This window comes from Pseudomonas sp. E141, assembly GCF_052659885.1.
Genome location: NZ_CP084024.1, coordinates 4123666 through 4146587 on the forward strand (window position 1 = coordinate 4123666; position 22922 = coordinate 4146587).

Annotated in this window: 17 protein-coding genes; 8 read left to right on the forward strand and 9 right to left on the reverse strand. The window is 59.8% G+C overall.

Going from position 1 to position 22922, the window contains the following annotated elements; all coding sequences use genetic code 11:
- Positions 1-233: 233 nt before the first annotated feature.
- On the reverse strand, positions 234-1196 hold the full coding sequence (locus tag GKKCFE_RS18440; RefSeq protein WP_139049396.1) for a zinc-binding dehydrogenase: 963 nt from the start codon (positions 1194-1196) through the stop codon (positions 234-236).
- A gap of 139 nt (positions 1197-1335) precedes the next feature.
- Here GKKCFE_RS18440 and GKKCFE_RS18445 point away from each other — a divergent pair, with 139 nt between their 5' ends.
- The 3 genes from GKKCFE_RS18445 to GKKCFE_RS18455 all read left to right on the forward strand — a co-directional run bounded on the left by GKKCFE_RS18445 (position 1336) and on the right by GKKCFE_RS18455 (position 6784).
- The gene (locus GKKCFE_RS18445) at positions 1336-3414 is read left to right on the forward strand and encodes a carboxy terminal-processing peptidase (protein ID WP_173407522.1); all 2079 of its coding nucleotides are present in this window, start codon (positions 1336-1338) and stop codon (positions 3412-3414) included.
- A 130-nt stretch (positions 3415-3544) separates the two neighbouring features.
- Positions 3545-5326 carry a bifunctional diguanylate cyclase/phosphodiesterase gene (locus GKKCFE_RS18450; protein ID WP_445576928.1) on the forward strand — a complete coding sequence of 594 codons (1782 nt, stop codon included), beginning with the start codon at positions 3545-3547 and terminating at the stop codon, positions 5324-5326.
- A gap of 198 nt (positions 5327-5524) precedes the next feature.
- Positions 5525-6784 carry an IS256 family transposase gene (locus tag GKKCFE_RS18455; RefSeq protein ID WP_139051243.1) on the forward strand — a complete coding sequence of 420 codons (1260 nt, stop codon included), beginning with the start codon at positions 5525-5527 and terminating at the stop codon, positions 6782-6784.
- Between the two features lie 122 nt (positions 6785-6906).
- Here the strand turns inward: GKKCFE_RS18455 and GKKCFE_RS18460 are convergent, their stop codons facing one another.
- The 7 genes from GKKCFE_RS18460 to GKKCFE_RS18490 form a co-directional block, all read right to left on the reverse strand.
- Positions 6907-7326 carry a hypothetical protein gene (locus tag GKKCFE_RS18460; RefSeq protein ID WP_322833861.1) on the reverse strand — a complete coding sequence of 140 codons (420 nt, stop codon included), beginning with the start codon at positions 7324-7326 and terminating at the stop codon, positions 6907-6909.
- Positions 7323-12122: an RHS repeat-associated core domain-containing protein gene (locus tag GKKCFE_RS18465; protein ID WP_445576929.1), complete on the reverse strand. Its 4800-nt coding sequence runs from the start codon at positions 12120-12122 to the stop codon at positions 7323-7325. Before GKKCFE_RS18465 ends, GKKCFE_RS18460 begins: the two co-directional genes overlap by 4 nt.
- Positions 12123-12335: 213 nt before the next feature.
- Positions 12336-12737 carry a hypothetical protein gene (locus GKKCFE_RS18470; protein ID WP_047230478.1) on the reverse strand — a complete coding sequence of 134 codons (402 nt, stop codon included), beginning with the start codon at positions 12735-12737 and terminating at the stop codon, positions 12336-12338.
- Positions 12738-13109: a hypothetical protein gene (locus tag GKKCFE_RS18475; RefSeq protein WP_003179080.1), complete on the reverse strand. Its 372-nt coding sequence runs from the start codon at positions 13107-13109 to the stop codon at positions 12738-12740. It lies immediately after the preceding gene.
- Positions 13106-13447 carry a helix-turn-helix domain-containing protein gene (locus GKKCFE_RS18480; RefSeq protein WP_076386572.1) on the reverse strand — a complete coding sequence of 114 codons (342 nt, stop codon included), beginning with the start codon at positions 13445-13447 and terminating at the stop codon, positions 13106-13108. Before GKKCFE_RS18480 ends, GKKCFE_RS18475 begins: the two co-directional genes overlap by 4 nt.
- 113 nt (positions 13448-13560) lie before the next feature.
- Positions 13561-14016, reverse strand: coding sequence for a YkvA family protein (locus GKKCFE_RS18485; protein WP_076383782.1), 456 nt, complete (start codon positions 14014-14016; stop codon positions 13561-13563).
- A 292-nt stretch (positions 14017-14308) separates the two neighbouring features.
- Positions 14309-15022, reverse strand: coding sequence for an FKBP-type peptidyl-prolyl cis-trans isomerase (locus GKKCFE_RS18490; RefSeq protein ID WP_076383781.1), 714 nt, complete (start codon positions 15020-15022; stop codon positions 14309-14311).
- 271 nt (positions 15023-15293) lie between these two features.
- Between GKKCFE_RS18490 and GKKCFE_RS18495 the strand changes: the two genes are divergently transcribed.
- Both GKKCFE_RS18495 and GKKCFE_RS18500 read left to right on the forward strand, forming a co-directional pair.
- On the forward strand, positions 15294-17099 hold the full coding sequence (locus tag GKKCFE_RS18495; protein ID WP_445576930.1) for a di-heme-cytochrome C peroxidase: 1806 nt from the start codon (positions 15294-15296) through the stop codon (positions 17097-17099).
- 31 nt (positions 17100-17130) lie between these two features.
- Positions 17131-18267, forward strand: a complete 1137-nt coding sequence (locus GKKCFE_RS18500; protein WP_047230473.1) for a catalase family protein — start codon at positions 17131-17133, stop codon at positions 18265-18267.
- A gap of 90 nt (positions 18268-18357) precedes the next feature.
- On the opposite strand, the gene GKKCFE_RS18505 is transcribed toward GKKCFE_RS18500, so the two are convergent.
- The gene (locus tag GKKCFE_RS18505; protein WP_139049386.1) at positions 18358-19275 is read right to left on the reverse strand and encodes a LysR substrate-binding domain-containing protein; all 918 of its coding nucleotides are present in this window, start codon (positions 19273-19275) and stop codon (positions 18358-18360) included.
- 187 nt (positions 19276-19462) lie between these two features.
- Here GKKCFE_RS18505 and GKKCFE_RS18510 point away from each other — a divergent pair, with 187 nt between their 5' ends.
- From GKKCFE_RS18510 to GKKCFE_RS18520, 3 genes are all read left to right on the forward strand, one after another.
- Complete coding sequence (locus GKKCFE_RS18510) at positions 19463-20983, forward strand: ABC transporter substrate-binding protein (protein WP_047230471.1); 1521 nt, start codon at positions 19463-19465, stop codon at positions 20981-20983.
- Between the two features lie 102 nt (positions 20984-21085).
- Positions 21086-22003, forward strand: a complete 918-nt coding sequence (locus GKKCFE_RS18515) for an ABC transporter permease (protein WP_047230470.1) — start codon at positions 21086-21088, stop codon at positions 22001-22003.
- 9 nt (positions 22004-22012) lie between these two features.
- On the forward strand, positions 22013-22915 hold the full coding sequence (locus GKKCFE_RS18520) for an ABC transporter permease (protein ID WP_047230469.1): 903 nt from the start codon (positions 22013-22015) through the stop codon (positions 22913-22915).
- Positions 22916-22922 lie beyond the last annotated feature (7 nt).

Here is a 22922-nt window from a genome sequence, read left to right on the forward strand (position 1 = left end):
CGCCGCAGAGGGGGCGTGGCCTACAACCGTGGGGTTATTAACGGGCGGATGGGGCGTTGCGTCTACTGTCAGGAATGACAGTTTGCAGGGGTAAGCAGGGGCCGTTTATCGGACAATGAAAGTGCAAGCGACAAAGCACCTACCGGGACTGGGCTGGCGGTGTCCACGCTGAATGCCACACACCGCCATCGCGAGCAGGCTCGCTCCCACTGGTCCGCACCCGGCTCCGGGAGTCAGCTCAGGCTCTCATCGATCACCAACACCAACTTCCCAGACACCTTATTGGTCGCCAGCTCCGCGAACGCCGCTTCGGCATCCTTGATCGCAAAGGTCCTAGCCAGTTGCGGGCTCAGGCGTTTGTCAGTGAACAGCGGCCACACCTGGTGCCCCAGTTCACTGATCAGGTCGGCCTTGAACTGATCGTCACGACTGCGCAAGGTCGAGCCGAGCAATTGGATACGCTTGCCCAGTACCTGCGCCAGATCGAGTTCGGTCGAGCGCCCGCCCATCAGGCCGATCAACACCCAACGGCCGTCAACTGACAAAAGTTTCACGTTCAACGCAGCGTAGTTCGCGCCCACCGGATCGAGGATCACATCGAAGGGGGCGAAGTCGTTCAGGCTCTCGAGGCCATCGGTGCGTATCACACCGCCCTGGGCCCCCAGCGCCTCGCAATAACTCAGACGATCAGCCGAACCGACGCTGACCCAGCACGGGTTGCCAAAGGCCTTGCACAACTGGATCGCGGCCGAACCGACACCACTGGCCCCGGCGTGCAGCAGCACCTTTTCCCCCGGTTTGAGTGCAGCCAGCTGAAACAGATTGAGCCACGCGGTGCTGTAAACCTCAGGCAGCGCGGCCGCCTCAGCCAGGGATAACCCTTCGGGCACAGGCAGGACATGCCGGCCATCGACCACCACCTCTTCGGCCATCCCGCCGCCGGCCAGCAGGGCGCAAACGCGATCGCCAATCTGCCACGAGGAGCCCGCTCCGACCTCGCTGATCACCCCGGAGCACTCCAGGCCCAGCACCTGACTGGCACCGGGCGGCGGCGGATAATGTCCGGCCTTTTGTAACAAATCGGCTCGATTCAGACCGGCGGCCGCCACACGGATGCGGACTTGCCCTACATCACACGTCGGACTTGGCTCATCTGCCCATACCACTTGGCCTTCAACGCCTTGCAATGCTTTCACGGTGCCTCCATAGTGAGTCTCGACTGGGCCCGCTGCTGTAACGCCGGGCTTTCTTGCATTATGCGCCCGGGCCACATGGAACCGGCGACTTCAAAGACGGCCTAATATGCGTTATCAATTGTCCCTGCGTCGAATCAGCATGAAGCACCTGTTCCCCAGCACCGCCCTCGCGCTTGTCATTGGCCTCGGTCTGTTGCCGCTGTCGAGCGATACGTTCGCAGCCAATAGCTGGGACAAGCTTCAGCCCGATCGCGACGAGGTGATTGCCAGCCTCAACGTCGTTGAATTGCTCAAGCGCCATCATTACAGCAAGCCGCCGCTCGATGACGCGCGCTCGGTCATCATCTACGACAGCTACCTGAAGCTGCTTGATCCCTCGCGCAGCTATTTCCTGGCCAGCGACATCGCTGAATTCGACAAGTGGAAAACCCAGTTCGACGATTTCCTCAAGAGCGGCGACCTGAACGCCGGGTTCATCATCTACAAGCGCTACCTGGATCGCGTGAAGGCGCGTCTGGATTACACCCTTGCCGAGTTGAACAAAGGCGTCGACAAGATCGACTTCAATACCAAGGAAACCTTGCAGGTGGATCGCAAGGACGCCGCCTGGCTCAGAAGCACCGCTGAACTTGACGACCTGTGGCGCAAACGCGTCAAGGACGAAGTGCTGCGCATGAAGATCGCCGGCAAGGACTCCAAGCAGATCCAGGAAACCTTGACCAAACGCTACAAGAACCAACTGGCCCGTCTGGACCAGACTCGCGCCGAAGATATCTTCCAGGCGTACATCAATACCTTCGCCATGTCCTACGACCCGCACACCAATTATCTGTCGCCCGACAATGCGGAAAACTTCGACATCAACATGAGCCTGTCCCTGGAAGGCATCGGCGCGGTGCTGCAGAGCGACAACGATCAAGTGAAGATCGTGCGCCTGGTGCCGGCAGGACCTGCCGACAAGACTAAACAGGTCGGCCCGGCGGACAAGATCATTGGTGTCGCCCAGGGCAACAAGGAAATGGTCGACGTGGTCGGCTGGCGCCTGGACGAAGTGGTCAAGCTGATCCGCGGCCCGAAAGGCTCGGTGGTGCGCCTGGAAGTCATCCCGGCCAGCAATGCGCCGAACGACCAGACCAGCAAAGTCGTGGCCATCACCCGTGAAGCGGTGAAGCTGGAAGAGCAGGCTGCAAAAAAATCCGTCCTCAAACTGAAACAGGATGGCAAGGACTACAAGCTCGGTGTGATCGAGATCCCGGCTTTCTATCTGGACTTCAAGGCCTTCCGCGCCGGTGATCCGAACTACAAGAGCACCACGCGCGATGTGAAGAAGCTGCTGACCGAGTTGCAGAAGGAAAAAGTCGACGGTGTCGTCATCGACTTGCGCAACAACGGCGGCGGCTCCCTCCAGGAAGCTACGGAACTGACCAGCCTGTTCATCGACAAGGGCCCGACCGTGCTCGTGCGTAACGCCGATGGCCGCGTGGATGTGCTCGAGGATGAAAATCCGGGGGCGTTCTACAAAGGCCCGATGGCCCTGCTGGTCAACCGTCTGTCGGCATCGGCCTCGGAGATCTTCGCTGGCGCCATGCAGGACTATCACCGGGCACTGATCATCGGCGGCCAGACCTTCGGCAAAGGCACCGTGCAGACCATCCAGCCGCTCAACCATGGCGAACTGAAGCTGACCCTGGCCAAGTTCTACCGGGTTTCCGGCCAGAGCACCCAGCACCAGGGTGTGCTGCCGGACATCGATTACCCGTCGATCATCGACACCAAGGAAATCGGTGAAAGCGCCCTGCCCGAGGCCATGCCGTGGGACACCATCCGGCCTGCGATCAAGCCGGCCGTGGATCCGTTCAAGCCATTCCTGGCGCAACTCAAGTCCGATCATGACGCTCGCACGTCCCAGGACGCGGAGTTTGTCTTCATTCGCGACAAGCTGGCTTTGGCGCAGAAGTTGATGCTGGAGAAAACCGTCACCCTCAACGAAGCCGAGCGTCGCGCACAGCATGCCGACATCGAAGCCAAGCAACTGACCATGGAAAACCTGCGACGCAAGGCCAAGGGTGAAGAGCCGCTCAAGGAACTGAAGAAAGAGGATGAAGACCTGATCGCCGAGCCGGAAAAAACCAAACCGGAAGACGATGCCTACCTGAGCGAGACCGGTCGTATCCTCATCGATTACCTGAAACTCAACACGGCGATTGCCAAGCACTGACATGATGGCCATTTAATGCTGACGCTCCCCGGAGCGTCATCAAACTGACATCATTCTGTCGTGAAATACAGGACTGGGCGCCCCCTTGAACGGGTGGCGCCCAGTCCTTTTTTTATCGCCAGAGATTGCCATGACCACGACAGAACAGCTGAGTGCCTTGAGTTCGATCCTGGCTCAAAGCGGTTTACACAGCCTGTTCCAACCCATCATTTGCCTTTCCGAACGGCGCATCGTCGGTTATGAAGCCCTGACCCGGGGCCCGTCCAACAGCCCGCTGCACTCGCCCATCGCCCTGCTTTCCGTGGCCCGCCAGGCCGGACGCCTCAGTGAGCTGGAACTGGCCTGCCGACGCAGCGCCTGCCAACGTTTCAATGAGCAGAAACTGCCGGGCAAGCTGTTCCTCAACGTCTCGCCCGAATCCCTGCTCGAAGCCGCCCACCAGACCGGACGCACTTTGCAACTGCTGCAAGATTTCGGCATCCCGCCCAGTCAGGTGGTGATCGAACTGACCGAACAAACGCCGATCGACGACTTCCAACTCCTGCAAACCGCCCTGCATCATTATCGGGCCATGGGTTTCTCCATCGCTCTGGACGATCTGGGCGCCGGGTATTCGAGCCTGCGGCTGTGGTCCGAATTGCGCCCCGATTATGTGAAGATCGACCGGCACTTCATCGACGGTATTCACCAGGACGCCCTCAAGCGCGAATTTGTCGGCTCGATCCTGAAAATCGCCCGGGCTTCCCGCGCCCAGGTGATTGCCGAGGGAATCGAACTGCCGGAAGAACTGGCGGTATTGATAGAGATGGGAGTCGACCTGGTTCAGGGTTATCTGCTCGCTCGCCCACAGGAGCAGCCCTCCCGTGACGCCAGGGCGCTGATGCCCCGGCAGGACGCCGGCGCGGTGGCATTGACCGACGAAGTCAACGACCTCGGGGCGCTGCTCAACGAACAACCGGCGGTGGCCCACGACACGCCGACGGCCACCGTGCTGGAGGCGTTTCGACGCCAGGCCAACCTCAACTCCCTGGCGGTACTGGACGATCAGGACCAGCCCTGCGGCATCGTCCATCGTCACTCCCTTTCGGATGCCTTGCTCAAACCCTTCGCCACCGACCTGTTCGCCCGCAAACCCATCAGCCGCCTGATGAGCGATGACTTCCTGGCGGTGGAACTGAACCAATCGTTGCAACAGGTTAGCCGCCTCATCACCAGCCGCGCCCGACAACGCATCGAAGAAGACTTCATCATCACCCTCAACGGCAGTTACCTGGGCTTGGGCCGGGTGATCGACGTGCTCAAGCTCATCACCGAACTGAAAATCCAACAGGCCCGCTACGCCAACCCGCTGACCCTGCTGCCGGGTAACGTGCCGATCCAACAATGCCTGACACGCCTGCTGCAACAACGACAGGAATCAGTGATCTGCTACGTGGACATCGACAGCTTCAAACCCTTCAACGACATCTACGGCTACGGCCGCGGCGATGAAGTCCTGCTGTGCCTGGCCCAATGCCTGAACGAACGCATCGATCCCAGCCGCGACTTCGTCGGTCACATCGGCGGCGACGACTTCCTGCTGGTCCTCGGTCCGGAAGACTGGCGCAAACGCCTGAATCAATTACTGAGCGACTTCCAGACCCACTGCCGCCGCTTCTACCGCCCCGAGCATCTGGAAGCCGGCTGCTTCACCGCGCTGAATCGGCAGGGCGTTCGACAGGAATTTGCCTTGCTGTCGCTGTCGATTGGGGTGGTGCATTTGCGGGCTGAAGCCTGTGGGGAACTGGATGCCAGCCAGTTGGCGGAACTGGCTTCGCAGGCCAAGCATCATGCCAAGGAGATTTTGGGGGGGAGCGTGTACTTGGTTGATGGTTTGGCTGGGCGGGAGGCTGTGGTGGGGTTGTCGGTGTGAGTGAGTCCCGCATTGGCCTGAACGCCTGGCGATAACCCCTGTGGCGAGGGAGCTTGCTCCCGCTGGACTGCGCAGCAGCCCCCTTCTGCACACACCTCGGTGTGCCTGGTTGATCGAGTAGGCTGTTTTAGGGCCGCTTCGCAGCCGGGACTGTCAGAAATTTTGTGTTCGGGCATAACATGCTGAAGAGGTGCATGTATGCCAACCAAAAAGAAGACGGCCTTGGAGGCCAAAACCGAGCTTCCTTCGATCCCGAAGGAGCTGATTGATCAGTTCGTCAAAGGCCCAATGACTGCCGAGGCGATTCAGGATGCGTCGATGGCCTTCAAGAAGGCGCTTATCGAGCGAGCCCTTGGCGCAGAGCTGGGCCACCATCTTGGCTATCCTCAGGGCGCGGAGCGCCCTGAGGAGTCTAATAACCAGCGCAACGGTAAAAGTGGCAAGACCGTTTTGACAGACGACGGTCCGCTTCGTCTGGAGATTCCCCGAGATCGCGATGGCAGCTTTGCGCCGATTCTGATTCCCAAGCATGAGCGGCGCTTTACCGGTTTCGATGACAAGATCATCGCCATGTACGCTCGGGGCATGACGGTTCGCGAGATTCGCGCATTTCTCTTGGAACAGTACGGTACGGATGTCTCGCACGACTTCATCAGCTCAGTCACCGACGCGGTGATGGAAGAGATCGGCGCTTGGCAGCAACGACCGCTTGAGCCGATGTACCCGGTCATCTTCTTCGACGCGCTGCGGGTCAAAATCAGGGAAGAAGGTCTGGTCCGCAATAAGGCAATCTACTTGGCCTTGGGCGTACTACCGGACGGAACCCGCGATATCTTGGGCATCTGGATCGAGACAACGGAAGGCGCCAAGTTCTGGATGAAGGTCTTCAATGACCTCAAGACACGCGGCGTCGAAGACGTGTTGATTGCCGTGACCGATGGCCTCAAAGGCATGCCAGAAGCCCTGAGCGCGGTGTTTCCTGAGACGACGTTGCAAACCTGCATCGTGCATCTGATCCGCAACAGCCTCGACTATGCAGCCTGGGACAAACGTCGGGAGCTGGCCAAGGCTCTCAAGCCGATCTATCAAGCGATCAACGCCGAGGCCGCCGAAGTGGCTCTGGACTCATTCGAAACCGGGCCGTGGGGCAAGCAGTACCCGACCGTCGTGGCTGCCTGGCGACGCGCCTGGGATCGAGTTATCCCGTTTTTTGTCTTCCCACCCGCCATCCGGAAAGTGATTTACACGACCAACGCAATCGAGAGCATCAACGCTCAACTGCGAAAGATCATCAAAACGAGGGGACACTTTCCAACCGATGATGCTGCCACGAAGCTGATCTGGCTGGGCTTGCGCAATATCACAGCAAACTGGGGCAGTGCGGCCCATGATTGGAAAAGTGCGATGAATCAGTTCGCGATCCTGTACGGGGATCGGTTCATCAGGCCGACGTGGTAAATGAAGGTCTGCCTAACGGCAGGCCGTTACCGGCCCGCACACAAAAAATCTGACACTCCCTCGCAGCCAGCGGGAGCATCCCCCTTCACCACGGCCCGAACGCCTGGCGTTAACCCTGTGACCTACCACGTAGATGGATCTTCAAGGGCGGCTTTTCTGAGATCTTCTTTCCAAGTTTCTTTTGCCAACACATAAACATCCTGAAGAAATTCTTTAGGACTTTTTAAGTTGTACCATTCCCCTCGAGGCCAGCTACCCGCGCAATCTTCGTCTATCTCAAACAAACTTTTAAAGTCAAAATCCGGATCATTAAGCTTGTCACCCAAAAAACTCACCAATACATATTTATGCCTATAGGACAGGCACTCTAAATCCAGGCCATATTTAACAATCAACTCTGATCTGTCACGCTTATTCTCAGGATTGTAGACTTCTAGTATTGCCCCGAGTGTTTCTTCACGGTCATACACATCAAATCGACCAATAAACCACGTCAGATCAGGAACAAACTCCTCATTTATAAAAGGGTGCATCAGCATCATTTTTTCTCCGTAGGAAATCCAGTGTAAGGTACGCCATCTTTACTAAACTTCACTTCAAACCAATTTAAATCCTCGTTCAACTTAGGATTTTGCTTATCTTTTTTATTTGGTTTGTAGCCACGCCCTGCTCCCGACAACTCCTGCCTGACAACTCTATCGTTTTTGTGGTCCACGCCAGTAAACGGATCCAGTCCAAGCTTTTCTCTTGTCATAGCTTTATTTAGCGCATTCAAATGAATTCGCCAGTTGCTGAATTGGGAGCTTAGGCTTCCATTAGCTCCCTTGGGAACTTCACCCGTGTGCGGATTCGCACCGTTAATGGCACGCTGTTTTAGCGCTACGTCTGATATTTCCGAACTGTGTTTTTCAACAGTATGCATACGGTATTTTTCTTCCATAGCAACCACCCGTCTCTTAGCATTTGCCTCCCCAAACGCGTCAATCCGCGCCCGCCGCTGCTCCGCCGTCATCGGCAGCGCCGGCTCACCCTCATCCACCCCAACCTTAGCCGCCGGATCCTGACTACCAACCGCCGACCGGCACCCACCCTTCCCCGGACAATCCACCAATCCCAACGGATCCACCCACCCCGTCGGGTTCAGGGTGTAGCGATACCCGTTGAGGCCGCCCGCCAGTTTGCTCGGGTCAGGCGTCAGGTAGCGGCCGGTTTCCGGATTGTAGTAGCGGTGCCGGTTGTAGTGCAGGCCGCTTTCGGGGTCGAAGTATTGGCCCTGGAAGCGCAACGGTTGTTCCAGCTGTTCGCCGCCGCCGTGGACCAGTTCGGTGGTTTTGCCGTAGCCGCTGTAGCGTGCCGACCAGACGATGGTGCCGCCGTAGTTGGTCAGTTCCTGGGGTGTGCCCAGGTGATCGAGGTGGTAGTAGAACGGGCAGGCGTTCGGGCCTTTGCCGTCGAGCAGGGCCAGTGGGCGGAAGGTGCCCGGTTCGTAGACGTAGCTGCGGTGGTGGCGCGGGCTGCTTTCAGCGACGACCTGGTCGCCTTGCCAGAAAAATTCCGTGGTCAGGCCGTCCACGGTCTTGCTGATGCGTCGGCCGAAGGCGTCGTAGCGGTAGGACGTTTCGCGCCCGTGCGCCGTGGTGACGCCGATCAGTCGGTGTTGGCTGTCGTAGCGGTATTCGCTGACGAGGCACTGGGCCTTGCCCCGGCGTTCGCGGATCAGGTTGCCGAAGGCGTCGTAGTCGTAGTGGCGGTCGCCCTCCATCAGCAGGCGGTTGCCCTTGAGGGTCGTCGGGCCGGGGCGGTCCTGCATCAGCAGGTTGCCGGCCGGGTCGTGGGCGAAGTGTTCCGGCGGCTCGCTGTGGGAATAGTCGATGCCGATCAGGCGATCCAGCGGGTCGTATTGGTAATGGCGGCGGTTGCGCTTGTCGGAAATGGACTGCAGGTTGCCATTGGCGCTGTAGGCATAATCGCGCCAGAACAGTTGCTGCTGGTTCTGCCACACCGTCTGGGCCTTGAGCCGGCCCTGTTCGTCGTAGTCGTACTGGCTGAGCAGCAGGCCTTGGCGGCGCTGGCGTTCGCGCCCGCCGCTGAGCTGGTGTTCGGTGAGGCGTGAGCCGTTCAGGTCGATGGCCGTCAGCGCGCCGCCCCGGGCGTGGTGGTAGTCGAGCTGGCTGTTGTCCGGCAGGCGCAGGTGGTTGAGGCGCCCGCAAGCGTCGTAGCGATAACGCAGGGTGCCCCAGCCCTGGTGTTCGCTGATCAGCCGGTCCTGGGCGTCGTATTCGAAGGCCAGCGGGTGATCGGTGCCGTCGTTGACGTGGACCAGCCGGCCCAGCCCGTCGTAGCGGTATTCGATGGCCTGGCCGTCGGGCAAGGTCTTGACCAGCAGCCGCCCGGCCCCGTCGCGCTGGTAGCGGGTGACCCATTGGGCGCCGTCCGCGCCGTGCTCGGTTTTCTCCAGCAGGTGGCCATTGAGGTCGTAGGCGTAGGCGGTGCGTTGGCCGTCAAAGCCGATCTGCTGTCGGATCAATCCGTTCGGCGTGTAGTCCAGCTGATATTTTTCGCCGGATTCGTTTTCGATTTCAGTCAGCAACAGCCGCGCCGAATCGTAGCGATACTTCAGTTCGCTGCCGTCGGGGTTGAGCCGACGGCTGATCAGGTGCAGGTCGTCGGCGTATTCATAGCGGGTGGTCCGCCCCAGCTCATCGCGCTCGGCGGTGACCTTGCCGTAGGCGTTGTAGTGCCAGGCGCGGGTCGCACCACCCGGCAAGGTAGTTTCGAGCAGCCGGCCCACCGCATCCCGCTGGTAGTGCGTGAGGGCGCCGTGTTCGTCCTGGCGGGTCAGCAAACGCCCCAGGGCGTCGTAGGAAAAACACCGGCGCCCCGTGTCGGGCAGGGTTTCTTCGGTCAGTTGGCCCAGCTGATTGCGGGTAAACCGATGCTCGCCACCGTCGGGGTAACGGATCGCCAGCAATTGTCCTTGGGCGTCGTAGTCATAGCCGGTGCTCTGGCCGTGCGGATCGATGGCCTCGATTACATCGCCCTGGGTGTTGCGCCGGTATTGCCACACGGCTTTGCCGCGCGAGCGGGCGTGCAGGAAACCGTGGCGGTATTCGTAGGACGTTGGTTCCTCGTCCGGCGGAATCAGTGCCACCAGCCGTCCGGCTTCGTCGTAGCGGTATTCGGTGACGGCGCCCAGCGGGTCCTGTTCGGCGATCAGCCGGCCCTGGGGGTCATAGGCCTTGAGGTGCTCGCCGCCATCGGGCTCGATCTTGCGCACCAGCCGTGCCCGCTCGTCGTGGACGTACACCTCCTGGCTGCCATCCAGATGCTGGACCGTGACCTGCCCGTCCTCGCCCCAGGTGTAGCGGCTGTCCATCTGCGCAAACGAGGCCCAGTGCCGCACGCAGCGGGCTGCGCGGCCTGCCCCTTGCCACTCCCAGAAGAAACTCGCACCGCCGGCCAGTTGCCGCTGCAGGATGACGTGCTGGTCGTCGTAGTCGTAGCGTTCGCTTTCGCCGGCGGCGTTGGTCGCCTCGATCAGTCGCCAGCGGGCGTCGTAGCGGTAAGCCACCAGGGTCTGTTCGGTGCGCCAGGCGTCGTCCAGGGTCAGGGCCGGGTGGAAGCTCTGGTAGTCGATGGCGACCAGATGACGTTGCTCATAACGCAAGCGCAGGGCGCGTCCGGCGCCGTTGTCCAGGCGGCTGATGTCGCCGTGGATGTTGCGCTTGATCGTCAGGCGGTTGGCGTAGCGGTCGCTGAGGGCGGTCAGATGGCCGTCGCGAAAGTGCAGGAAAGGCGCGTCTTCGCCCGGCTGGGCGATGATCAGTTCGTCCGGTTCCACTCCGAGGTAAATCGCCGCGCGGGCCAGGCTGTTGTGGATCGCCGGGCGTTGCTCGGTGGGCAGCGGAAACGTCGTACGGCGGTTTTCCTGGTCGATCCAGATGACCTGCTCGCCTTCAAGCAACAGGCGATGCGCCAGGGCATGGCTCCAGCCGCGGCCCAGGCCGATGTCCAGGTCCACCGCGCTGGTGCGGTACAAGCGGGTGAAGACAAACGGCAGTCGGCCATCGAGGGTGCCGTCGTCCAGGGTCAGCAGCTCCTCGCCGGTGACCATCGACACCGGGCAGCCGCTGGTCTGGGTCAGGGCCGCGGTGTCGGCACTGTCACCGTTGGGGTTTTTCGATTGGTTGGGGGCGTCGTCGTAGGATTCGTCCTTTTTCAGTGTGGTATTGCGCTGCGCGTCCCAGCGCAGTTGCATCCGGCCCTTCTTCACTCCAGCCGCGATCCCCCGCGCCGCCACGGTTTTGTAGCGGTCCACATAGATGATGAAACCGTTGACCACCGCGAAGATCGCGTTGATGAATCGCTGCGCGGCGCTCAGCAGACGCCCGCCAACCTGGCCCAGACGCATGGCCAGGTAAGCAACACCGGTCCCCGCCCCGGCGAAGGTCAGGACGACGCCGATCAGCAAGTCGATCACCAGTTGCACCACCGCCGTAGCGAGCGCTTCAGCGGTTTCACCGGCAACCTCACTGGGCGGCAGCATCTCCAGCCAGAGGCTGGCGGTGCGCACCAGCAGGCACAACGCCGCTTCGTCGCTGGCCAGCAATTGCAGCCTGGCCATGAGCAACGGCGTTTTTTCCGCCATGGCGCTTAGCTGATCCGCACTTTCGCCCAGCCGGTCTACAAACTCGCCAGGGTTCTTGAGGATGTCCGACAGCAGACTGATGCTGTCCCACACCCCCTCAATCGCCGCCCAACTGCCTGCGAGCAAGCCATTGCCCACCGCGGCCGCCGAAGTCGCCAATGATTGCTGCGCCCACTGCGGCTTGAAGCCCTGCCACTGCCCGCGCAGCCACTGCGTCAGATCGTTGTTCAAGCCGTCGTAGGAAGAAAACAGGTCGGCGATTGTCTGGGGGGACACTTTGTCCTGGACGTGAACCCGATAGGACTTACCCGCCGTCCCCTGGAAAGTCCCCAGGCCCTCGGCATTCAGGGTGACGGGCGTGACCTCGCCGCTGTCCACGGCCACCACATCCACCATGATGCCGCCCAGCGGAATGTCGTACACCGACTCCAGCTTGCTCTCGATGGTCATCGGCCCAGCCGAGGGGCACTGGACGACGGTGGAGAGGAAATCATCGTCGCCGATGCTGACAGCGGTACTGCTGTCACCGAAACGAATCAGCCGCTCCATGCCCATCAGCGAAGGCAGGTCGGCCGCATGACTGGCGCGGTCCGCCGTCTGGCTATACCAGCGTTCGAGCTGCTCGCGGTAGAGCGTCAGGGTGTCTTTGAAGCTGTCGAGTTCCTGCTCGATACGGTGCACCTGATCCATCAGGACACGGCTCGATCAGGGGCCGGCAGGGAAAAACGATCGAACATGGGCAGACGTCTCGCAGCACTCAGGGAGCGCGAGACTTTGCCGGGGATGCCTGGGGAAATAAGTCAGGTAAGGAGGCGGTGAATGTAGGGCGATTCGCTAAATAGCCCCACTCGACAAACGAAAAGCCGAAAGGAAAGAAGGGTTCAAAAATGCCTGTGGATAAAACTACTGGTCGTAGCCTTCGAGCGCCTTGAGCTTGACCTCCGCCAACGGATGGCCGGCTTTTGCCGCCAAACCCCACCAGCGCGCCGCTTCTATCGGATCCGGCGCCTTGCTGGCGGAACCGGCCAGGCTGATCACACCGACTTGATAGGCAGCCTTGCCATCACCGGCCAGTGCCGCCAGGCGCAACAGGCGAACACCTTCTTCCCGGGCACCCAGGCCCTGGCCGCGGAACGTCAGGATATGCCCATAGAAACTTTGCGCGCCGACGTCCCCCAGGTTCGCCATGCGGGCAAATTGACCTTCCAGCCAGGACCAGCCACGGGGTTGTCGAACAAACCAGGACCAATGAAACAATCGACGCGCCAGCCAGTAACCGGCCCGCGCCTTGATGCGCCAGAGCATTCAGGCCTCCGCTGATTCGGGGTACTCGTATTCGAATACCCGGACCACTTCCGAGGCGTGCCAGGAAGCGGCCGCGACACCATCGGAAGGCCCGGAAAAGCGCCCAAGACGCTCAACGCACTCGAAGAAGCCGGTACGCGGCAACCGGCTTGCCCCCTGGCTGATGACCAACGAACTTCGCAGCGGCTGTTCAGCCCGGGCATCCAGTGCTGCCAAGTGTTCAAGGGCCGCAGTCAAGGTCTGCATGGCCGGGCTGGGAAGCTGCAAACGCTCCAGCAAGGCCCGGTACGTCAACAAATGGCGCTGGCGACGCGCCTGATCCAGTTCACCCAACAACCCATCCCAATGCTGCCGACTGATACGAACACTCACGATTGATCCCTCCAACCCGGCACCGTCAACTCCCAGGCCAAACTGCGCCGAATCGCGGCATCGGGCTGACGCTCGCCACTTTCGATCATGGCCAGATAAGACGGGCTTATACCTACTGTGCGGGCCAACGCCTCAATGGCGATGCCCTTCCCTTCGCGCAAACTGCGTAGTTGATCCAGACCAGGAAGAACCTGGCCGGGTGCCGCCGCATGACGGACTGTGGCTTCCTGCGGCGGAGCTTGATTGATGCCGGCTGCCTTCAATAGCGACTGGTACTGATCCCACGGTAAAACCGCGTATTCGGGCTCTCCGTCGCGTGTGATTATTTGAATATCCATGTCTACCCCGTAGGACAACAACACTTAGCGAGTCAGCTTTTTCCTTGGAAGTGTAATCCTAATAGCGGCTAAGGTCGCGGGGCGATCAATCTCATAAGGCAAACACAACCGGATCAGTGCTTTTTCTGCCCTTGGAGCTGGAGCTGTTCCGGGGTGTCGGGAAGCCGCTCGACTTGAGCGAGCTTTTCGGGGGATTGCCGATAACGCCAGGCGCGGAAGGCTTCGAGTTCACTGTCGAGGGTCTTCATGATCCACGCCAGTACGGCGATATCGTCAAACATGCCGAACATGGGCAGGAAATCCGGAATCGCGTCCAGGGGGCTGAGGAAGTACATCAGTCCGGCCACGATCGACAGCAGCGACTTGGCGCTGACGGCCCGATATTCGCCACGCCAGTAGGCCAGGCACAGGGCCTGCAGCAAACGCAGATCCTCCTTGAGCTTGCCTAACCGACCGCCCTCTCGGGCGCCTTTGCTGGCGACGGCAAACAACAACGTCGGCAATCGACCGCGGGCCAGCAGTCGTCCTGCCAGCGGCAGAAAACGCGCAAAATTCCACGGAGCCTTCATGTTTTCTCCCACTGAAATGTTATCCACACAAATTGTGGATAACCTTGTGAACAGAGCTGCATTTACGCGCTGAAGCCCCCGTCAAATAAGGCCCCCAGTCAGATCGGGCGTTTTTTACTCACATAAAAAAACCCAATATTTCATTGACTTGACGGCCCGACTGGGTCTAGCACAGCGTCTGTATTGCCTATGACTATAACCCGCGCCGAGCGTTCGGTTTTTTGCCGTTTACCAACGCCCGGATACGACAACGCCCCGCATAAGCGAGGCGTTGTCGTTATAGCAGCCGCGGTTACTTGGCTGCGTCTTCTTTTGCCGGATCCTTGATCCCCAGCAGTTCCAGGTCAAATACCAGAACCGAATTGGCGGGGATGGCCGGGCTCGGGCTTTGGGCGCCGTAGGCCAGTTCGCTCGGGATGTACAGTTTGTACTTCTCGCCGACATGCATCAGTTGCAGGCCTTCGACCCAACCCGGGATCACACCGCTGACCGGCAGGTCAATCGGGCTGCCACGCTCCACGGAGCTGTCGAACACCTTACCGTCAGTCAACTTACCGGTGTAGTGAACAGTCACGACATCAGTCGGCTTAGGCTGAGGGCCGTCGGCTTTCTTGACCACTTCGTACTGCAGGCCGGAAGCGGTGGTGGTAACACCTTCCTTCTTGCCGTTTTCCTCGAGGAATTTCTTGCCGGCGGCTGCCGACTCTTCGCTCATCTTGGCCATACGCTCTTCGGCACGTTTTTGCAGTGCGGCAAAGGCTTCGACCAGTTCTTCGTCTTTCAGCTTCTGTTCTTTCTTGCCGACGGCATCTTCGATGCCCTGGGCCACTGCTTTGGAGTCCAGGTCATCCATACCTTCCTGAGCCAGGCTTTTGCCCATGTTCAGGCCAATGCCGTAGGAAGCTTTCTGCGCCGGGGTTTTCAGCTCTACGCTGGTCTGCGAGTCACAACCCGCGAGTACCAGGCCAACCAGGGCCACCGCCGCCGCCAACCGATGCTGTTTCATGCTATTTCCTTGTTCATGCGCCAAAAGGGCAATCGAGTAAAGCCGCGAGCTTATCAGGCGGCCACGACCAATGGCTACCGGCATGTGAGCAGCAAAGCACTGATAAGTTCACGGTCCCAAACGCTTTTTAATCCTGGGCGGATGAAGCATCTGTCATCTATTACGTACAGGGACAAATTGCCACTCCCCCGCAGCCCCATCGGTAATGGCCACTTGCCGGCCACGCGGCACTGAGGCATAAGGGCATATCAAAAAAAACAAGGACGTTACTGTGCGCCTGCTATCCCGCCTTCTCTTGTTGCTCCTTGCGCTGCTCGTCATCGCCGTGGCCGTGGTGCTCTATTACGTTGCCAATCCTCGTCTGCCGACCTATACACCGGTGGAACAGGTGCATTATCTGGATCAATGGAGCGCCGCCGAACGCCAGACGTACTATTTCACCCCTCAGGGCACTCAAGTCAAAGGCCTGCGCTACGACTGGTTCACCGCCCTCGAATTGCCGTTCTCGCAACAGCGCTTCGCTTCGCCTGAATACCTGGCTCGATTCGGCTTTCTGGTGGACCCGGCGCAGAAACCCTCGGCGGACAATCCCGGCAATCTGCCCGTAGGTTTCACCCGCCACCAGAATCCGGGCAGCGCCGATCAGTTCCTGGATATCACCTGCGCCGCCTGTCACACCGGTGAGCTGCGCTTCAAGGGCCAGGCGATACGGATCGACGGGGGCTCGGCCCAGCACGTCCTGCCTTCCAGCGTTCCTACATTACGCGGTGGCAGTTTCGGACAAGCATTGGTCGCCAGCCTGGCCTCGACCTACTACAACCCCTGGAAATTCGAACGCTTTGCACGCCAGGTCCTGGGGCAGGACTACGACGCCCGCCATGAACAGCTGCGCAAATCATTCAAAGCCTCTCTGGATACGTTCCTGCGTGTGGCCTGGAACGACACTCATCGCGGCCTCTACCCCACCGAAGAAGGACCTGGCCGTACAGATGCCTTTGGACGGATTGCCAATGCCAGCTTCGGCGATGCCATCTCCGACAAGAATTACCGGGTCGCCAACGCACCTGTGGATTACCCGCAATTGTGGGACATATGGACATTCGACTGGGTGCAGTGGAACGGTTCGGCCCAGCAACCGATGGCCCGCAACGTCGGCGAAGCACTGGGTGTCGGCGCCACGTTGAACTTCTTCGACGCCCAGGGCAAACCATTGCAAGGTGATGCGCGATACCCCTCCAGCGTGCGCGTTCGCGATCTGCACAAGATTGAAGAAACCCTGCAGTTGCTCAAGGCCCCGGAGTGGCCTCAGGAACTGCTTGGCGCTATCGATATGCCGTTGGCCGCACAAGGCCGGGCGCTGTTCGTCGAAAACTGTGCCGGCTGCCATGTCCCCAACGTGGTTCAAGGTCCTGACAGGCCCGTCCAGCACCTGAACATGTTGCCGGTGAAGGTGATCGGCACCGATCCGGGTACCGCTAACAACATTGCCGACCACCGTTTCGATCTGACCAGCCTGCAATGGGATCCGGCCGAACTGGCCAAACTGGACGTACAACTGCATCCGACCCCGACGACGCCGCTGGATTTGAGCCAGGTTTCAGTCGCCAAAGGCTTGGCCTACGTTACCGCGTTCGTGGAAGAGCGGGCTTACCGTGACGCGGGCGTCACACCGCTGGAGCGCCCGGCGCTGGACGGTTTTGGCCTGCCCATCGGCGTGCGCGAGCTGCGCGCCTACAAAGCCCGGCCCCTGGCTGGCGTCTGGGCCACGCCGCCCTTCCTGCATAACGGCTCGGTGCCGACGATCTATCAGTTGCTGTCCCCTCAGGACGAACGGGCGATCACCTTCTATAAAGGCAGCTTCGAATACGACCCACGGCACCTGGGCTATCGCACAGAAGCCTTCACGAATGGCTTTTTGTTCGACACCCGGATTACCGGCAACCACAACAGTGGTCATGAGTTTCGCGCTGGTGAGCGGGGTAATGGCGTGATCGGTCGGCTGCTGCAGCCACAAGAACGCTGGGCGTTGCTGGAGTACCTCAAGGTACTGGGCGGGCCGCTGGAGTCGCAACTGTGATGATGAACCCCTCAGGCAAAAGGATTGACCCATGCTGATTACGCTCTGGCTGCGCCTCGGCGCCTTTTTGGGCAAGACGCTCCTGTGGTTGCTGGGCATCGGGCTGCTCGGCTGGGCGCTGGCCACGGCCTGGTTCGCCTGGCAACACAGCGGGCCGGTCTCGGATAAAGAGCAGATTCCACCCGGCGAAGCGGCCATGACCCAGGACATCATCCAGACCGCCATCCGTATCGTCGATCAGCACCGCGAAGGCACGCGCTACCTGCGCGATGCCCATGCCAAAGCCCACGGCTGCGTCATGGCGCAAGTGCAGGTGCCGGACAATCTGCCAGCACCGTTGCGCCAGGGTGTATTTGCCGAGCCGGGGAAGGTCTGGCAAGCGACGATTCGCTTGTCCAACGGCAACGCCTACCCACAGTTCGACAGCCTGCGCGATGCGCGAGGGATGGCGATCAAGCTGCTGGGCGTGCCGGGCAAACAATTGCTGGGGGACCGACAGTCACAAGGTGAACAGGATTTTGTGATGTTCAATCATCCGAACTTCTTCGTCAGCGATGTCGCCGAATATCGTCAGAATGTAGCCGCCCAGGCCGATGGAAAAAAGGCGATGGCGTTCTTTCCGAGCCTGGATCCCCGGAGCTGGCAGATCCGCCACCTGTTCATCGCCCTGGAGACACTTTCACCGGCCCCTGACAGCCCGACCCAGACCACGTATTTTTCGGTATCGCCCTACAAGTTTGGCGAGGCCAACGCGAAATTTCGCGTAGCGCCCGACCCGGATAACTGCCCGAGCTACACCCTGCCCGCACAAAACCAGGCACTGCCGAATTTCTTGCGAAGTGCACTGACGCAACAGTTATCCACAGACCGGATACCGGCGTGTTTTGTCCTGCAGATCCAGCGCCAGGACCCGAGCAAGTTCATGCCGATCGAAGACACCAGTATTGAATGGCGAGAAAGTGACGCACCGTTCGAGACAGTGGCGCGAATCACCGTGCCGGCCCAGGATTTCGATACGCCCAAGCTGAACCTGGCCTGCGACAACCAGTCCTTCAACCCGTGGTTCGGCATTGAGGCCCATCGCCCCATCGGCGGCATCAACCGTTTGCGTAAAGCGGTGTATGAGGCGGTCAGCGATTACCGTCATAGCCGCAATGCCGAGCAGTAAATAACGGGGCGTGGGATTCAATCTTTTTTTGGGGCTGCTGCGCAGCCCATCGGGGATAAGCGAACAACCTTGCGCCGTTGCCTCGCCACTTCAACCGTGCTTGGTGTTCACCAGTTCTGCGATCAGAAAATCCCTGAACGCAGAAACCGCCGCCGGCAAATTGCGTCCAGCCATGCTTTGCAGTTCGATGCGCCGTGCCTGCATCCCTTCATCCAGGATTGGCAGGCACTGCAACTGCTTGTCCGCCACCTGTTTGTGCAAGGTCATCTCGCTGGCCAGGCTAATGACGCCTTCCTCGCGGACGAAGCTGTAAAGCGCGGCCACGTAATTAGTGGTCAGTACCGGATCGAACAACAACCCCTGTACACCACAACAAATGTCGAACAGTTGCCGTATCGTGGTATCGGCCTTGGGCAACGCAATGGGCCAGGGTTGCAACTCGGCGAGGCTGACCGCTTCACGCCCGGCCAAGGGGTGGGAATTGGAAACCACCGCAAAAATCGCCCCGCTCAAGACATGTTCAACCTTGATTTCCTTCTGCGGTGACAGGCTGAAGGTCATCGCCAGATCGGCTTCGCCGGAACGTACTTTTTCAGTCGCTTGCGCAGGCGCGCAAACCTCCAATGTGAAATGGATGCCCTGGTACTCACGCCTGAATGCGCTGATGCTCCTGGGCATGTACTCCAATGCAAAACCTTCCGAGCAGGCGACATGCACATGCCCCCGCTGCAAGCCATGCAGCTCGGTAATTTCCAGCACCACCTGCTCTGCCTCAAGTTGCGACTTGCGCGCATATGCCGCCAATCGCGTCCCGGCCTCGCTGAGCACCATGCCTCGGGCACGACGCTCAAACAGGCTGGCATCCAGAGCCAACTCAAGCTTGGAAATCTGTCGGCTCACCGCTGACGCCGCAACATTGAGCCGCAGCGAAGCTTCACTGACCGATCCGCACCTGGCTACTTCCAGGAAATAGCGCAATGCCGTGGACTGCACGCCATACAGCTGCATCGGAACCTCCGAGCATTGCCTTTTTGGCAAAGAAAGTATCGAAAGATTGTACTTGTGGCATTGATAGCCTTTCCCTACATTCGTGTCCAGACCAAAAAAAACATCGCCTGAGCTTCTCCTCCTCATTTACCGCATTTGCGATTCGCTGCCCTTTGATTCAACCACTCTCGCCAACGGAGACGACGGCATGGGCATCAAAGGTTTCGCCTGCAGTATCGCGCTGATGGGTTTGATCAACAGCTTTGCGGCTCATGCCGACAAAGCCAACGACACCCTGGTTTACGCTTCCGACAGCGAACCTGAAAACGTCAGCCCCTATCACAACGATCTCCGAGAAGGAGTGATTCTCGGCCGGCTGATCTGGGACAACCTGATCTACCGCGATCCCACCAGCGGCGAATACAAGCCCATGCTGGCCACCGGTTGGAAACAGGTCGACGACACCACCATCGACCTTGAGCTGCGCAAAGGCGTCAAATTTCACAACGGCGACCCCTTCACCGCCGACGACGTGGTGTTCACCCTCAACTACGTGGTGTCGCCCGAAGCGAAAGTCGTGACCGTGCAAAACGTAGACTGGATCAAGAGCGCCGAAAAAACCGGTGACTACAGTGTCCGCCTGTATTTGAAGAAGCCTTTCCCTCCTGCGCTGGAATACCTGTCCAACGCCGTTCCGATGTTCCCCAAGCAATACTTCGAGAAGGTCGGCCTGGCCGAATTCAGTCGCAAGCCAGTGGGCACCGGACCGTATAAGGCCCTGTCGGTGGTGGCCGGCGAAGGCGTGAGCATGGCGATCAACAAGGACTACTTTGCGGACAGCCCACAAGGCAAGCCACATATCGCTCACCTCAAGTTTCGGGTAATTCCGGATGCAGAAACTCGCCTGGCCGAGTTGATGACCGGCGGTGTCGACTGGATCTGGCGCGTCACCTCGGATCAGGCAATCGACCTCAAAGGTATACCGAACCTCACCGTGACCAGCGCCGAAACCATGCGCATCGGTTTCCTGATTCTTGATGCTCGAGGCACCTCCAGCGAAAACTCGCCCATGAAAAACCTCAAGGTGCGTCAAGCGATCAACCATGCAATCAACCGCGAGGCACTGGCGACGCAGTTGGTGGGTGGCGAAGCCAAGCCCTTACAGGTTGCGTGTTATCCACGCCAGTTCGGTTGCGATACCTCTGCGGCCACTGTCTACAACTTTGACCCGGCCAAAGCCCGCGCGCTGCTCGCCGAGGCCGGTTACCCAAATGGCTTCGAGACTGAAATATTCGCTTATCGCGACCGTGATTACGTCGAAGCCATCATCGGTAACCTGCGCGCGGTGGGCATCAACGCCAAGCTGCGCTACTTGAAGTACGCCGCCCTGCGTGATCAGCAACGTGGCGGTAAGGTGCCCATGTCGTTCCAGGCCTGGGGCTCGTTCTCGATCCTCGACACCTCGGCGTCGGCCGGCACCTGGTTCAAGGGCAATCCGGACGACAACATCAAAGACCCGCAAGTCCAAAACTGGTTGCAGAGCGCCGATAACGCCCTCGATCCGCAAGTGCGCAAGGACAACTACCGCAAGGCGTTGCAGCGCATCAGCGAACAGGCGTACTGGGCCCCGCTGTTCAACTACTCGATGAACTACGCCTACACCTCCGAACTGGCATTCACGCCGTATCCGGATGAACTGCCGCGTTTCGTTCAGTCCAGTTGGAAGTAGTCCGCAACCGGACGGATTGAGCGAGCGATTCCGTGGCGCGTGGGCCAGCCCCCCACGGCCACGACCTCCACCTGTCATCCATTGAACATGAGGAAACTTGCCATGCTTGGGTTCCTTCTACGCCGTCTGGGCATCGCTTTTTGCGTCGCCATTACCGTGTCGGTGATCAGCTTCTCTCTGTTGCATCTGTCCGGCGACCTGGCCACGGCCATTGGCGGGCCGGAAGCCACCAGCGAACAGATCGAACAGATCCGTGTGCAATACGGCTTGAACAAACCGCTTCCCACCCAGTACGTCAACTGGCTGGGCGGTTTGCTGCGGCTGGACCTGGGTAACTCCTTTTTCTTTCAGGAGTCGGTCTATAACCTCGTCGCCAGCCGTTTGCCGATTACTCTCGGATTAGGTGCCATGGCGCTGGGAATCGCCTTGCTGGTGGCGATTCCCCTGGGCGTACTGGCCGCGATCAAACGCGACACCTGGGTTGATCGACTGGCCTTGAGCATCGCGGTACTGGGCCAGGCAATGCCCAGCTTCTGGTTTGCGCTGATGTTGATCGTAGTGTTTGCGGTGACGCTCAAGTGGCTGCCAGTCTCCGGCAACTCAAGCATGCTGCATTTCGTCATGCCGGCCATTGCCTTGGGGTACTACGCAACGCCGGCCATCATGCGCCTGACCCGCGCAGGCATGCTGGATGTGCTCAGTTGCGATTACATCCGCACCGCTCGCGCCAAGGGGCTACGTCCTGCGCAGGTGTTGTTCAAGCATGCATTGCGCAATGCATTGATTCCGGTCGTCGCACTGGCAGCGGTGGAGTTCGGCTTCATGCTCGGCGGTTCGGTGGTGATCGAAACCGTGTTCTCCCTGCAAGGCATCGGACAACTCGCCTGGGACGCCATCGCCCGTGACGACTTCCCGGTAGTCCAGGCCGTGGTCCTGCTGATTGCGGTGATCTACATCATCCTCACCTTGCTGGCCGATGTGCTCAACGCACTGCTCGACCCGCGCATTCGCGTGCGCTAGGAGCCCTTCATGAGTACCCCCGTTACCCTGGCAATCAACGACTACCTGCCCCCACCAAGCAGCCTGAGCCGGGTGCTTGGCAAAAGCTTTCGCCACCGCGGCTTCGCCATCGGCAGTGCGTTGCTGCTGATCATTTTTGCTGGTGCGCTGTTCGCGCCATGGCTGGCGCCTTATGACCCTTATGCGCAAGACGTGATGTTGCGCATGAAGCCTCCGGTCTGGATGGCTAACGGCACTTGGGAATATGTCTTGGGCACCGACAAGCTGGGCCGCGATTACCTCTCACGGTTGCTCTACGGCGCCCGTATTTCACTGTTTATCGGCGTTGCGGCGGCGCTGATTTCCGGCGTCATCGGTACCGTCATGGGTCTGCTGGCCGGTTACTACGGTGGCAAGGTGGATGCGTTTATCAGCTACCTGATCACCACTCGGCTGGCGCTGCCTGTGGTCATGGTGGCCCTGGCCTCTGCCTCGTTGATGGGCGGCTCGCTGAAGGTGGTGATCATTCTGCTCGGTTGCCTGCTCTGGGACCGCTTCGCCGTGGTGGTTCGGGCCTCGGTGCAACAGATTCGCGATGCCGAATATGTTGCCTCGGCACAAGCCCTGGGCTGTTCGACCCTGCGCATTCTGGTCAGTGAAATCCTGCCCAATCTGGTTGGCGCGCTGATCGTGGTCGCGACCCTGGAAATGGCCCACGCGATCCTGCTGGAGTCAGCGCTGTCGTTCCTCGGGGTGGGTGTACAACCGCCGACGCCGTCCTGGGGACTGATGATCGCAGAGGGCAAACCCTACATGTTCTTTTCCCCGTGGGTCATCGCCATCCCAGGCATCGCCCTGATGATTCTGGTGCTGGGCATCAACCTGGTCGGCGACGGCCTGCGCGATCTGATCCTGCCCGATGGCCGCAACTGAGACTGAT

Bases quoted from the DNA above. Each gene is read 5' to 3' on its own strand.
- GKKCFE_RS18465 (WP_445576929.1), bottom strand. From the start codon at position 12,122: ATGGATCAGGTGCACCGTATCGAGCAGGAACTCGACAGCTTCAAAGAC.
- GKKCFE_RS18450 (WP_445576928.1), top strand. From the start codon at position 3,545: ATGACCACGACAGAACAGCTGAGTGCCTTGAGTTCGATCCTGGCTCAA.
- GKKCFE_RS18520 (WP_047230469.1), top strand. From the start codon at position 22,013: ATGAGTACCCCCGTTACCCTGGCAATCAACGACTACCTGCCCCCACCA.
- GKKCFE_RS18510 (WP_047230471.1), top strand. From the start codon at position 19,463: ATGGGCATCAAAGGTTTCGCCTGCAGTATCGCGCTGATGGGTTTGATC.
- GKKCFE_RS18460 (WP_322833861.1), bottom strand. From the start codon at position 7,326: ATGATGCTGATGCACCCTTTTATAAATGAGGAGTTTGTTCCTGATCTG.
- GKKCFE_RS18515 (WP_047230470.1), top strand. From the start codon at position 21,086: ATGCTTGGGTTCCTTCTACGCCGTCTGGGCATCGCTTTTTGCGTCGCC.
- GKKCFE_RS18485 (WP_076383782.1), bottom strand. From the start codon at position 14,016: ATGAAGGCTCCGTGGAATTTTGCGCGTTTTCTGCCGCTGGCAGGACGA.
- GKKCFE_RS18455 (WP_139051243.1), top strand. From the start codon at position 5,525: ATGCCAACCAAAAAGAAGACGGCCTTGGAGGCCAAAACCGAGCTTCCT.
- GKKCFE_RS18505 (WP_139049386.1), bottom strand. From the start codon at position 19,275: ATGCAGCTGTATGGCGTGCAGTCCACGGCATTGCGCTATTTCCTGGAA.
- GKKCFE_RS18490 (WP_076383781.1), bottom strand. From the start codon at position 15,022: ATGAAACAGCATCGGTTGGCGGCGGCGGTGGCCCTGGTTGGCCTGGTA.
- GKKCFE_RS18500 (WP_047230473.1), top strand. From the start codon at position 17,131: ATGCTGATTACGCTCTGGCTGCGCCTCGGCGCCTTTTTGGGCAAGACG.
- GKKCFE_RS18480 (WP_076386572.1), bottom strand. From the start codon at position 13,447: ATGGATATTCAAATAATCACACGCGACGGAGAGCCCGAATACGCGGTT.
- GKKCFE_RS18445 (WP_173407522.1), top strand. From the start codon at position 1,336: ATGAAGCACCTGTTCCCCAGCACCGCCCTCGCGCTTGTCATTGGCCTC.
- GKKCFE_RS18470 (WP_047230478.1), bottom strand. From the start codon at position 12,737: ATGCTCTGGCGCATCAAGGCGCGGGCCGGTTACTGGCTGGCGCGTCGA.